This is a genomic window from Flavobacterium sp. WC2421, assembly GCF_040822115.1.
GTDB lineage: Bacteria > Bacteroidota > Bacteroidia > Flavobacteriales > Flavobacteriaceae > Flavobacterium.
The window spans coordinates 1,622,236-1,635,480 of record NZ_CP162004.1 but is presented as its reverse complement, the minus strand read 5'-3'; the positions used below and the strand labels follow the sequence as shown (position 1 = coordinate 1,635,480).

Here is a 13,245-nt window from a genome sequence, read left to right as displayed (position 1 = left end):
ATTTAGTAAAATACATTTCTTAAATTTTAACAAATTTATAGTAAAAAAATAGGAATAACTATGATTATGAAGGGAAATAAAGAAACAAAAAAAACAGTTGTTCAAGGGCAGAAATCATTACCATTTTATAAAGTTAAGATTCAAATATTTATAAAAAAAATTAAAAGCCTCATCTTCAAAAACATGTACCCCACCTTTACTATTTATTACTAGATAAAACAAAAAAAGTTCACGAAATAAATTATCCCGTGAACTTTTTTATAAGCTATTTTAAAAAATTATCCTTTTTTAAATATTTTTTTATACCAAGGGTCTTTTACTACATTTACTCCATAACCATAGCCATAACCATAGCCTTTAGTAGAATCAGTATCATTAAGTAGCATACACATATTAGGCAATTTTTTCTCTTTGTACAAAGTATTCGATATATTTAACATCCTTTTTTCCAAAAAGTTAGCACGTACAACATAGATAAAGGAATCCGCATATTTAGCAATCAATAAAGTGTCTGTAACTAAACTAACTGGTGCGGTATCCACTATAATATAGTCGTATTGCGTTTTTAATTCTTTAAAAAATACATCTACATTTTTACCCATCAACAATTCAGCAGGATTAGGAGGTATAATACCCGCAGGTAGTATATGAAAATTTTCAAATCCAGCATATTTAACAATCAAATCTTCCAGTTTTAAATCTTTAGAAGATAAGTAATTAGTCACCCCTCTTTCTGGCAATGTTAAATATTCATCTAACCTTGGATTCCTAATATCCATACCTATTAACAATACTTTTTTTCCTGATAAAGCAAAAGTAGCGGCTAAATTGACTGAAACAAATGTTTTTCCTTCTTTTGGAAATGTAGAAGTTAGAAATATTGTTTTAGCAATACCTTCCGGCACTTTGGTCAACATAAACTCCATATTGGTCCGGATAATACGCAATGCTTCAGCTGAACTCGTTCTACTTCCAGATTCTATAATTTCAGTTGGAGAATCAGATGTAGGCACATCACCTATAAACGGAATTATAGTTTTTCCCTCAAGGTCAAAACGACTTTTTATCTTGGTATCTAATAAATCATCTGTATAAATAATCCCAAAAGGAATCAAAAAACCTAATAATAGACCCGCTAAATATACAATAGTTTTCTTTGGAGAAACAGGAACCTTATTGGCTTTAGCCACATCAATTACACGTGCATTAGGCTCTGTCGCAGCCAATGAAATAGCTGTTTCTTCCCTTTTTTGTAATAAATACAAATACAACTCTTCTTTTACCTTTTGTTGCCTTGCGATTACCCTAAACTGACGTTCTTGTACGGGTATTTTACCAATTTTAGAATTCAACAAACCTTCTTCTCTATTTAAATCTCTTTTTTGAATATTTAAACTGGATTGCATACGCATCAAACTAGTTTGCACATTATTTTTTAAGGAGGCAATTTCCTGATCCATTTTAACAACCGATGGATTTTCAAGAGTGGCCGATTTTAAAATGCGATTGCGATCCAAAACCAATTGATTATACGAACTAATTAAGCCTGAAGCATCTCCTTCACCTGCAATAATATTGGTTGGCAATAAATCAGAATTGGTACTTTTTTTAATAAAACTCAATAGGGAAGATACTACATTCAGCTGAATTTCGGTCTCTATCCCCTTTTTATTGTATTCATTAGACCCTTCAATAAACAACTTGGCTTCCGATTCGACATCCGTTAGGTTATTAGACTTTTTAAACGTTTGCACATCTTGTTCCACACCGTCTAATTCTTGGGTAATTAATTTCAGTCTATTAGCGATAAAAATAGAAGTATTCTCCGATATAAAATTTTTATCTGCTGCAGCATTTTCATTATAAATCTGAGTTAAATTATTTAAAAACGCTTCTGCTTTTTTGATTACTGGATCGGTTATAGAAATAGCCACCACACTACTCGTTTTACTAACTGGTTCTACTTTAAGTCGGTTTTGAAAACTTTGAACTATATTTTCTAGAGGACTAACATGTATTCTAATTGTTTTCTCAATTTTACTTGCAGGATGTGTCTCATTTATTAATTTACTAATAACCAAATCACCAAATTGAGTCTTAATAGGCTTATCATATTGAAATTGACTTGCATTACCCAGTACAACTGAGGAAGAATCATTTTTCATTTGATCTCTCAATTCAAAAGTTGACGCACTTAATTCCTTAAAATCTAAGTCAAAACTACTTTCATAAAATTTATTTTTTTTATCTAAAAAACGAATCGAGATGGGCACATCCTGATAAATTTCACGATCCGATATTTTTCCATTGACGATCAAACTCGTATGTAAATCCAGTTTTTTTACCGTGATTTCGACTAAGGTTCTTGATTTTAAAATTTCAATTTCATTGTCCAGATTACTTTTCATACCTCCACCCACTCCCAAATCAGCAAAAGCAGACAATTCCGAAAGCATTCCGCCTTTTTTCTCATCTTTTACTAAAATTGTTGTAGTGGTCTGATATTGAGGCACGGTATATCTTAAATATAAAAAAGAGCCCAGTAAACCCAAACAAATTGCCAAAGCAAACCATTGCCAATGAACCAAATATTTATTAAGAAATAATTTTAAATCAAAATCATTTTCAAAATCATCCTCAAAATTGTTATTATCCATGTAAAAAAATTATTTTATTCTTGTAATTAGGGTGATTAATGTAATCAATATCGAAGTAATAGAAACAATAACACCGGTGTTAGCTCCTACGGCTGAACCATTAATTTTACTTTTATTGGGCTCTACGTACACTACATCATTTTGAGCCAAATAATAAAAAGGAGAGTTCATAAAATCCGCTTTGGTAAGATCTACTCGATTATACGATTTCACCCCATCCACTTCTCTTATAATTAATATGTTATTTCTTTTGCCATAAATCGTCAAATCTTTTGCCATAGTCAATGCCTCAATTAGCGTGACTCTTTCTGATGTAATAGTATAAGTACCTGGTAAATTGACCTCCCCTTGTACCGAAACTTTGAAATTCATGATGCGGAAGTTAATAATCGGGTTTTTAATATATACCGCTATTTTTTGCTGTAGCATTTGTAAAACTTCAGTACGACTCAATCCTCCCACTTTTAATTTACCTAAAATAGGAAATTCAATATACCCGTTAGCATCCACCAAATACAACTGCATCGTCTGTTGTCCAGTTGCTGATTCTAATTTACTAGGATTCTGAACTGATATCGATTTCAAATTAAAAGGCGCAGCAATCTCCGGATCTTCAGCTGAAACAATAATCATCAATAAATCATCCGGCTGGATTTTGATTTCATACGTAGTAGTATTTGCTTGAGTAGTTGCCCCATCAATTCCTTGATAATACACCAAGTCCTTACGAGAAGCACAGGAGAACACTATTATTAAAAATAAAAATGGGGTTATTTTCTTTAATAAAGAAAGATATTTCATAAGTAATTAATTTTTAAAAGCCACAAATATAGGTATTATTTTTTCATTAAAGATTAAAAAAAACCAAGCCTGTACTCATTCTATCTACTTGGCAAAATGGACTTCAAAAAGTATTGTAAACTAGCCGTTCCTACAAAATTTGCAAATAGAGAGACTAACAATCTACAAACTCTAGATGTTAATTACAGAAACACCACGCTCCGCTCTCAAGCTACTGAACACCCTTCACTCTTCACCATAATCCCTGATCACAGCTTACTGATCACTGAATACTGATCACTGAATACTGATCACTGAATACTGAACACTGATTACTGAACACTGACCACTGATCACTAACTACTGATCACTAAAAAACTGAACACTGAACACTAATCACTAAAAACTGCTCACTAAATACTAATAAGCCTTCTCCTCTCCTTTAAACACATTATAAATAGTCAGGTAAATAATTTTCAGGTCTAATAGCAAACTCCAGTTCTCTATATACCAAATGTCATAATCCACTCGGTCTTTCATTTCGATCAACTCTTTCGTTTCTCCTCTATACCCATTAACTTGAGCCCAACCCGTAATTCCGGGTTTGGCATAATGACGCACCAAATAATTATTGATTAATTCAGAATACTTTTCGGTATGTCGCAACATGTGTGGACGGGGGCCTACCACAGACATATTACCAAAAAAAACATTGAAAAACTGAGGCAGTTCATCAATATTGGTTTTGCGCATGAATGCCCCTATTTTGGTTATTCTTGCATCGTTCTTGGTCGCTTGTTGGTAATCTGAACTAGCATTTACCTTCATCGTTCTAAATTTCCAACAAAGAAAAGATTCATTTTCACGTCCGGAACGCTCTTGCTTAAAAAAGATGGGACCAGGGGAATCCATTTTCATCAAAACAATGATGATCGGAAATAGCCATGGAAAGATTAATACAATAACCAAAAAAGAAAAAATTAAATCAAAAACTTTTTTTAACAACAGATTAATGGTACCTTCCAAAGGTTCTTTCCGCAACATTAGCACTGGTGTGTTCTCGTAGAAAGTAATTTCTACCTTACGCGACCGAGTGTATTGTTGAAAATCAGGTATGAATTTAATTCGGACCATGTAGCGCTCACAAAGTGCTGTTAATGTATTGATGATATCAATATTGTCGATATGTAACGCTACATACATCTCATCAACATTTTCTCGAATAATATATTCTTCAATTGCATCAAAATCGCCCAAAATGGGCCCCGATATAAAGGCAAAAGGATCTACTATTTTATCGAAGAAACCTAGTATTCGATAGCCAAACGTTAAGTCCTTAGATAATATCCTGTTTATATTTTCACCTGCATCATTAGCACCAATGATTATGACATTCTTAAAATTATACCCTTTCGACCGAATGTATTTCAATATTTTCATAAAGGAAACTCTTGAAATAAAAAGCATAGTAAAAAAAACAACATAAAAATAAAACAAGCGTACCCGAGAAATTTCATGAAATTTTAAAACGGTTACAAAAATAGCAATCAAAGCAGTATGAATAAGGAGATGTTTAAACATTCTAATTAGTATCGTCTCAATTCGTTCCACACGTATAATTCTGTAGGCGTCTCTATTCAATAGTATAAAGACCCAAAACAAATTGGATAAAAGCGAAATGGTTTGCACCTCTTTTAGATCAATCCGAACTAGTGAACCATACCGCAACCAAAAAGAAAAAGTAATAGCTACATTCAATAATAACAAATCCCATAAAACAAAACAAATTTTAAAGTAACGGGAAATACGTAAAGAGGCTAGGGTTTTTAAGATGGACATATACGGTTCAAAAATTATAAATTGGTACTAGCATATAATAATGAAATATCATTTTTTTAAATATTGAGTTAGCGCTTGTAGTTTCTTTTGAAAAACAGCACGAATAGGGTTGACATTATGGAACTTATAAATGGCGTAATCTTCTTTTAATACTTCAAAAGCCCTAGCATAACTAGTACTTAAGCCTCCCATTCTCATTTTAACGATGTATTGCTGGAGATAGAACATCTTTATTTTATATTTGAACAAATAACGCAATAAAAATTCGGTATCCGAAGCAATCTTAAAATCTAAATTATATGCCCCATATTTATCAATTAGAGACTTTTTCAAATACACAGTGGGATGCAAGGGCAGCCAACCTTTTTTAATTTTGTCCAAACTAAAGGCTCCGCCTATTCTATTGCGCACCACTTTTGCTGCGGTATCATTACTAATGTACACCCCATCTCCATAAACCCCATCAGTATCTGGAGTATTCATAAAAGCAGCAACAATTTTTGAGACTACGCCAGTGTCATAAAATTCATCATCCGAATGCATCAAACCCACCACATCACCTGTTGCCAGTTGCAGTCCTTTGTTGAGTGCATCGTACATCCCTTGATCCGGTTCTGAAATATATTGAGCGATACGACTGGAATACTTTGCAATAACCGCTTGAGTTCCATCAGTAGAGTTTCCGTCAATGACAATGTATTCAATATTGGGATAATCCTGATTCAAAACACTTTCTATAGCTTTGGCAATAGTGGCGCTGCGATTGTAACAAATGGTGATTATAGAGACTTTCATTGTCATAAATGGAGTTGTGTTTTTTTTACTCTGTTAAATTCTAGTCCTATCTTCAGAAATAGAGACTAGACAAGATTTATTTTTTTATGAAGTTTTATACGTTTCTTTGATATGTTTAACAATTGCATCCTCATTTTTATTAAACTCTCTTTTTAATTCATAAATTTTAGCATCAACTAAAAAACGATACCAAAAACCTTGAAGTACATGCCAAACAAACCCAGATTTCCCGTCTAAAAAACCTAATTTAAATACATAACGATAGGTGAAATAAAAAAATGGCCTTACAAATAAAGGAAATTTTAAATACAATACCTTTAAAAATCTTTTTCGTTGTTCGCCTGAACCAAAAAATTTAGGGTTAACTTCACTTTTTGAAAAAATTTCATATTCTGTATCTAATAAATCTACCATTTCTCTAGTAGCATAACTATTGTGTTTATTGATCCACCAACTCAAATCGTTTAAATTTTCATCAACTTGTACGCAATCAATCTTTATGGTTGTCCCTTCTGTTAATTTAATATGTTCGTCCATCCAGCGATTCTCACAAAACCCTTTACCAAATTTCCATATTTTTAAATGCCAAACTGGATACCATCCTCCGTGAAGTAAGGGTTTACCCATAAAAATAATTTTCCTTTTGACATAAATACCAGAAACATCATTAGATAAGCTTGCTAACTTATCTTTCAAAGAAAACGGAATAGCCTCTATGTATTCATCCGCATCAATACGCCATACCCAATACGATGTTACTTCACAATTTTCTAACGCCCAATTAAATTGGGTTGCATAATTAATCCAAGGATTTTGATACACTTTTGCCCCTAATTCTCGAGCAATTTTACAAGTAGTGTCAGTACTAAAAGAATCAACAATACAAATTTCATCTACTTTATCTTTAAGAGAGTTAATACAACGGGCAATGTGTTGTTCTTCATTATAAGTAAGTATTATAGCCGTAACAGAATTTTTCATTTTATTTAATATCTCTCTTTTTAATAAATTTCGCAGGATTTCCTCCTACAACTGCCCATGCAGCAACATCTTTAAAAACAGCCGCTCTTGCACCTACAATAGCTCCCTCTCCAATTACGACATTAGTCATAACAAAAGCTTCAGCCGCTATCCAAACAAAGTCCTTTATTATTATTTCTCCTGCTACAAATGGAACATTTATAGAATTTGTTTCATGAGTCGCGCTACACAAATACGTACGCTGAGAAATTGTAACTTTGTTTCCTATAATAGTTTTGCCAAAATGCAATTTTACTTCGGGCCCCAATGTAGAATGTGTACCCATAATCAAATTCTTAGGAGATGGTATGTAAGCAGAGGCATAAATGGTACAATTATTTCCTAATCTAGCTCCAAAACATTTCAATAAAAATATACGCCATCCATTAAAAAAAGGCAAAGAAAAAGGTCTAAATAAAAAAAGTGATACTATCCTCCAAAGGAAGCGATACAACTTATCAGATTTCGGAATGGTATCTATGTATTTTGGAATAGGAGTATCCATTTATAACTGATTTAAGGCGCTCAAAAAAACAGCTGCACGATCTTGAACATTAAAATTATTTTGAAAAGTTGTATACGATTGATTGCCTTTGATAGCAATATTCTCTTCAGAAATTTCACTGATTTCTAAGAGTGCACTATAAATTCCTTTGTCTGATAAATCATCTAGAATCCATCCACCATTACCTGCCTTAATTTCTTTCCAAATATTAACATTCTTAGAAACCATTACAGGTTTTTCACAAGCCATTGCTTCTACTATTGCAATACCAAAATTTTCTTGATAACTTGGCAAAAAGTACGCTTGACAACCATAAAAAGCACCCCACTTCTCCGCTCCTTGTAACATTCCAGGAAAATGAATTTTCGTATTGTTAGATGCCAGTTTAATCATTTGTTGCGCATAATCTGATGTAGTTGGACCAGCGATAACCAATTCCGGTAAACTAGGGTTTAGCCTTGACAGTTTATCATAGGCTTGTATTAACAAATCAACCCCTTTTTTTTCATGAATTCGACTTAAAAATAGCCAATATTTTTTACCTACAACAGCAGAACATATTTCTTCAAAAGCGTGTTTAAATTCCACATTCTTTAAAGGAGGTGCTTGAATTCCGTAACCCACATTTATTGTTTTGTTGGGATTATATCCTTTAAAGGTAGTTGCGGCCAAACGCATTTCTTCCTGACAAGTAAAAAAAATAGCATCAGCAGTATTTATACATTTTTTTTCTGTAAGATGCCAGATTATTTCATTTCGAATCGCTTTCATTTTTCTGTCTGGAGCTTTCTGAAAATAAGGATCTAACATACCATGTGGCAGTACTACAACTTTGGGGACTTTTTGCCCTCTTTTCTTAAGTTTTTTTATGACATTGTAAACTGCTAAATTATGATATTGCCATAATCCATGAACTACCACAGCATCATAATTCAAAATATTTTCTTTCAACCAATTGGATAATTCAGATTGATATTGGTAGGAAGTCTTTCCTATCCCTACCTTATAAATAGTAAAATCATCAACAATAGGATAATTACTAGTAGCATCATCCATACAAACCACTTCAGTTATAACTCCTTCTTTTTGAAAATAAGGAATTATATTTCTAATCCCTTGACAAGGGCCTCCCTTACTAGGATGCATAGACGAAATAACACGTAATATTTTCATTCTATTAATTGATTTTATTAAAACTAAACATAACGATTACCAAAAACTAAATTATTTAACCAATCAGGAATAAAGTTTATGAAGTGTAAAAAAAAGAAATAAGTTATAGCATTTATAAATCCAAAATGTTTATTTCTAAAATAGAATATAATCTTAGGATTCGCTCCTAAGGGAGAATACAATTTTTTAAATCTATTTATAATAGTTGTCTTATTTTTTCTCACGCGACAGATATCATTTTTATCCCCACTGGCAATAGCGATTCTAGTAGTATATACCTTTATATTATTTCTTTGTGCTCGCAATCCATAATCAACATCTCCCAAATCGTGATGATAATGCAAATCCAGATTCCCTAGAACTTTATACACTTTCTTAGGTATGACTACTACATTACCATTTAAATTCCTGATAGAATTTAATTTTCCATTTGCTTTTATTAACTTCCTATTTGCATCAAACCCTCCGTAAAGTGTCTCATTTTTATCTGCCGATTCAATAATTCCTGAAATGATGGCTTTACTTTCAGTCAAATCTATACATGAATAAAGTTCATCAAAACAATTTTGATAAATAACAACATCATCATTTAACCACAAATAATAATCATAGTCAATTTGGGATGCATGTTCCCAAGCTAAATTCATTCCTTTATTCCAGAATAAATCACCTGATTCTTTAATCAAATTTACTTGTGGAAAGTCTTTCGCAATTGCCTCACTAGTCCCATCTGTAGAACCATCATCAACCAAATAAATATCTAAATCATTTTTTAATTTAAAAAGATGGTGTAAACAATTTAATGTTTTTTCCTTTCTATTGAAACAGGTTAGTAAAACTGCAATTTGATTCATAGAATAAATAAATTATTATTGGTACTTTTCATCTCTAACATCACCTATTTTTTTTGCAGGATTACCCCCAACTATCGCAAAAGCATCAACGTTCTTAGACACCACGGAACCAGCACCAATTAATGCTCCTCTTCCTATTGTAACTCCTTTTAAAATAATAGATCTAGCTCCTATAAAAACATCATTCTCAATAATAATAGGCTTTGATAATATCTTATTCTTATCATTTCTAAATTCAGGACTTATTGAATGTGCGTCATTATCCGTTATTAATACACCACTCCCTATTAAAACATTATCACCAATTGTAATTGATGAAATACTAGAAATAGTTGCACCTGAAACACCCACATGACTTCCTATTTTAATACTGGCATATGGTGCACATGTTTTAATTATTACCTTTTGAAATACTCCAATCGTATTATTTTTAGGATTACTACAACCTACAAAATTAGATCCGATTTTTATAATAGAATTTCTATGTTTTTGAATTATAGGTAGACCATGAAACCTCCATGATGATTCCCAACAACCTAACTTTATGGTACAAAATATAATATCTCTAGAAAAACGATAAATATAAAATGGAATTCTTATAATTTTTTTAAAATTCATTGTTGATAATATTTACTACGCACATTAAAAATATAATATGCTGAATAAATTGCTATAAGCATATTGATAGGGAAAATCTCTGTAATAATTAAAGCAGAGGAACCTAATAAGCACATTACTATAAACAAGTTAAGGGAAGTCGAATTTAATCTTTTAATATGAATTAATGTAATCAATAATAAGCCTAACAAAATCAAAGTGATAAGCCACCCATAATTAACTAATAATGAAGTATACATCATATCAGTAATAAAAACACCATCAACATAAATATTTAAGTTACGTTCTATACTTACCCCCATATTTGTAGCTTTACCAAAATTAGTAGAAATAATTTCTGAATTTTCAATTTGCTGAAAAAGAATAGATAATCTTGTTGTAAAAGAACTTTCGGAACTTCCAGAATCCCTACCAGTAAGAACATCTAAATTCGAAATAGCTGTAAAAATAAGTGGAACAAAAAATAAAATTCCAATAATTTTATTTTTACTTTTTAAATAAAAAGGGTACAAAATAATAATAACAAGTAATCCAACTCCTGTTGACGACATCGACAAGAATACACTTAAAACTGAAACTGCTAAAAATATGTTTTTCCATCTCAAATTGAAATTCGAAAAATATTTTATTGAAAAAAAAACAAAAGAACTTAAAATACCAGCTGAACTAGCACTTGAAAAAAAACCGGCTAGCCTCCCTGATAAACCAAAAAAATTAAAACCACGATAAGCTGGCATATAAAACATTTGTGCTAGTTGAAGTAATGTATTTGATATTAAAACAAAAACCAATACTTTAGTAAGCTTATACAAAAAATTAACATCAATAACTCCAACAAGAAGAAAAATCAAAAAAAAAGGTAAACTCCAAGTTAAACCAGCTAAAGCTATGTAAATATTTGAAGACAATAAAAAAACCATTAAAGTAAATATAAACAATAAAAATAAAAGTAAAACTGATTTCAGATGAAAAAAATCTGTAAAAAGCAACCTGCATACCGTCAAAAATACAACTACAAATATAATAAATAATTTTAGTGACTTAATAAAAACTAAAGTAAAAGGAACTGCAAAATCAATTGCACCAAATCCTTCCACTACACCAAATAGCGGTGTTAAAAACACTAGAATCAATAAAATATTTTGAATTATTTTAACCATTAAATTGTGTGATAATTTTAAAAATTTTAAGTTTTGAATTATTATGCATATATGATATAACTTATTGATTTATAATTAAAAAGAATAGACTAATTAACATATCAAAGCCTGAACATAAAATATAATCTATAATTCATTAATACCTGCATTTAGATTTGACAGAATCGAAGTAAATTTCCCAATCTTTACTTTAAAATTGATTTTGAATCTATCGAATTAGACGATTCTCGATTATTGATTTTAAATTTGGCTCAATGAAACATCCCCCCTAAGCTAAAAAAAAATTAGATTCTCTATGGCTTTTAAAGTTGCAAAAAACAACACCATTAGAATACAATAAATAATAACAAAAAAACCAATCGATAGGTTTTAATAAATAATACTTGAATCGTCGTAAAACTTTAGTTAATAAGACAAACAAAAATTGCATTTCAGTTATTTATTCCAAAGACCAAAAGCTCTTTGATTTATAATTTTATTAAATTGTATTGTAGAGAGAAAAACACCCGGAATTACACATAAAATAGTTCCAATTATTACTCCTACAGTACCTAAACCCAAATATGTAGCAAAAAATATTGAAACTGGAATGTTTAGAACTCCCATTAGAATAGTTTGATACAATTGTATTTTAATTTTACCTACACCATTAATAAAATAATTTAACGGTGTCAAATATATTATTAAGCATGTATACACACACATAAAGAAGCTTAAATTAAATGAAATTTCAACTTTTTCCCCCAACCAAATTCGATAAATAAAATTAGAAAACCCAAGAAGAAAAAAAGAGAAAAAACAAAAAATAATTACAAATCTCCTCAAATTTTTCATAGACATTTTTATCCAATCGTAATCCTGCTTGAAATAAGCTTCAGTAAAAGTTGACCAATAAGGAGCAACAATAATCGTAAAAATCATTGATGATATACTGAATAGCTTAAATGCTAAATTATAGGGAACTACTTCTTTTGGTGAAAATAACTGTGAAATAATCATGTTATCAGTAGTGGTTATTATTACCCAGGCCATCTGAATAAAAAAAAAACTTATTCCTAAACCAAAAATATCTTTTAAATATTCTTTCTTCCATAAAGAAAAGACAGGCCTATATTCTTTATATGTATTTGAAAAAGCGAATAAATTCAACACAACTAATATTAATACTGGTAAGGCCGAAAAGATAGCCCCAAAGATTAACAAAGAACTTTCTGTTGTTTTAGTCATCAACCAAATTGCCAATATAGATATCACAGATGTAAGAAAATTAATTTTTCCCTGCATCGAATGGTGTTGATCTGCCGTATATATTGTCGTTATTAATTTTACTACTAATTGCAAACAAAAAAAAGAAAAAACAATAGGCATAAGCAATCCTAGTTCTTTTTGTATTATAACATTTGTATTAAATACACGAGTCCAGTCTATAAAAAAATTAAGTCCAAAGAAAATTAATATAATCAGTAAACTAACACTTCCAATTGTAAAATATGCTGAACTCACGTAGGCCTGTGCGAGTGTTAAATCCCCTTTAGCCTTAGCCTCAGCAAACTTATTTCTTAATCCATTTCCTAAACCAATATCAAAAAAAGAAAACCAAGCAATAAATGAACTTAACGTTAACCAAATACCATAATTTTCAGTATCGAGGTAATTAATAGTTAAGGGAATCATTAAAAAAGAGGTTATTATACTTCCTCCTTTATAGATGAAGGACACCAGAACATGCTTAGTTATGTTCTTAGTACGGTCACTTTTAATCCCAACTTTATTGTAAATTTTTCGGACTATATTCTTCAATTATTATATATATTTAAAACTTATAAATAAATCTACATCTTCAA

At 30.8% G+C, this 13,245-nt stretch carries 11 protein-coding genes; all 11 read right to left on the bottom strand.

Annotation, left to right across the window (positions count from 1 at the left end; genetic code table 11):
- Positions 1-278 precede the first annotated feature (278 nt).
- The 11 genes from AB3G33_RS06925 to AB3G33_RS06875 all read right to left on the bottom strand — a co-directional run bounded on the left by AB3G33_RS06925 (position 279) and on the right by AB3G33_RS06875 (position 13,075).
- Positions 279-2,657: a GumC family protein gene (locus AB3G33_RS06925; protein WP_367773622.1), complete on the bottom strand. Its 2,379-nt coding sequence runs from the start codon at positions 2,655-2,657 to the stop codon at positions 279-281.
- Positions 2,658-2,666: 9 nt separating this feature from the next.
- Entirely contained in the window at positions 2,667-3,458 is a 792-nt protein-coding gene (locus tag AB3G33_RS06920; protein ID WP_367773620.1) for a polysaccharide biosynthesis/export family protein, read from the bottom strand.
- A gap of 399 nt (positions 3,459-3,857) precedes the next feature.
- Positions 3,858-5,276, bottom strand: coding sequence for an undecaprenyl-phosphate glucose phosphotransferase (locus tag AB3G33_RS06915; RefSeq protein ID WP_367773618.1), 1,419 nt, complete (start codon positions 5,274-5,276; stop codon positions 3,858-3,860).
- 48 nt (positions 5,277-5,324) lie between these two features.
- Entirely contained in the window at positions 5,325-6,077 is a 753-nt protein-coding gene (locus AB3G33_RS06910; protein WP_367773617.1) for a glycosyltransferase family 2 protein, read from the bottom strand.
- 78 nt (positions 6,078-6,155) lie between these two features.
- Positions 6,156-7,052, bottom strand: coding sequence for a glycosyltransferase family 2 protein (locus AB3G33_RS06905; protein WP_367773614.1), 897 nt, complete (start codon positions 7,050-7,052; stop codon positions 6,156-6,158).
- Between the two features lies 1 nt (position 7,053).
- Complete coding sequence (locus AB3G33_RS06900; RefSeq protein ID WP_367773612.1) at positions 7,054-7,596, bottom strand: putative colanic acid biosynthesis acetyltransferase; 543 nt, start codon at positions 7,594-7,596, stop codon at positions 7,054-7,056.
- A complete protein-coding gene (locus AB3G33_RS06895; protein ID WP_367773610.1) occupies positions 7,597-8,769 on the bottom strand; it encodes a glycosyltransferase in 1,173 nt (390 codons plus the stop codon).
- Positions 8,770-8,792: 23 nt separating this feature from the next.
- Positions 8,793-9,623 (bottom strand): glycosyltransferase family 2 protein, encoded by an 831-nt coding sequence (locus tag AB3G33_RS06890; protein WP_367773608.1) that lies wholly within the window; start codon positions 9,621-9,623, stop codon positions 8,793-8,795.
- A 15-nt stretch (positions 9,624-9,638) separates the two neighbouring features.
- Positions 9,639-10,241: an acyltransferase gene (locus AB3G33_RS06885; RefSeq protein ID WP_367773606.1), complete on the bottom strand. Its 603-nt coding sequence runs from the start codon at positions 10,239-10,241 to the stop codon at positions 9,639-9,641.
- The gene (locus AB3G33_RS06880; protein ID WP_367773605.1) at positions 10,238-11,401 is read right to left on the bottom strand and encodes a hypothetical protein; all 1,164 of its coding nucleotides are present in this window, start codon (positions 11,399-11,401) and stop codon (positions 10,238-10,240) included. The genes AB3G33_RS06885 and AB3G33_RS06880 overlap by 4 nt, the downstream gene beginning before the upstream one ends.
- Positions 11,402-11,836: 435 nt before the next feature.
- On the bottom strand, positions 11,837-13,075 hold the full coding sequence (locus AB3G33_RS06875; protein WP_367773603.1) for a lipopolysaccharide biosynthesis protein: 1,239 nt from the start codon (positions 13,073-13,075) through the stop codon (positions 11,837-11,839).
- Positions 13,076-13,245 lie beyond the last annotated feature (170 nt).

What these genes read in the sequence shown, in the direction of transcription:
- AB3G33_RS06925 (WP_367773622.1), bottom strand. Translation starts at nt 2,657, where the DNA reads ATGGATAATAACAATTTTGAGGATGATTTTGAAAATGATTTTGATTTA.
- AB3G33_RS06920 (WP_367773620.1), bottom strand. Translation starts at nt 3,458, where the DNA reads ATGAAATATCTTTCTTTATTAAAGAAAATAACCCCATTTTTATTTTTA.
- AB3G33_RS06880 (WP_367773605.1), bottom strand. Translation starts at nt 11,401, where the DNA reads ATGGTTAAAATAATTCAAAATATTTTATTGATTCTAGTGTTTTTAACA.
- AB3G33_RS06900 (WP_367773612.1), bottom strand. Translation starts at nt 7,596, where the DNA reads ATGGATACTCCTATTCCAAAATACATAGATACCATTCCGAAATCTGAT.
- AB3G33_RS06875 (WP_367773603.1), bottom strand. Translation starts at nt 13,075, where the DNA reads ATGATTCCCTTAACTATTAATTACCTCGATACTGAAAATTATGGTATT.
- AB3G33_RS06895 (WP_367773610.1), bottom strand. Translation starts at nt 8,769, where the DNA reads ATGAAAATATTACGTGTTATTTCGTCTATGCATCCTAGTAAGGGAGGC.
- AB3G33_RS06890 (WP_367773608.1), bottom strand. Translation starts at nt 9,623, where the DNA reads ATGAATCAAATTGCAGTTTTACTAACCTGTTTCAATAGAAAGGAAAAA.
- AB3G33_RS06910 (WP_367773617.1), bottom strand. Translation starts at nt 6,077, where the DNA reads ATGACAATGAAAGTCTCTATAATCACCATTTGTTACAATCGCAGCGCC.
- AB3G33_RS06915 (WP_367773618.1), bottom strand. Translation starts at nt 5,276, where the DNA reads ATGTCCATCTTAAAAACCCTAGCCTCTTTACGTATTTCCCGTTACTTT.
- AB3G33_RS06885 (WP_367773606.1), bottom strand. Translation starts at nt 10,241, where the DNA reads ATGAATTTTAAAAAAATTATAAGAATTCCATTTTATATTTATCGTTTT.
- AB3G33_RS06905 (WP_367773614.1), bottom strand. Translation starts at nt 7,052, where the DNA reads ATGAAAAATTCTGTTACGGCTATAATACTTACTTATAATGAAGAACAA.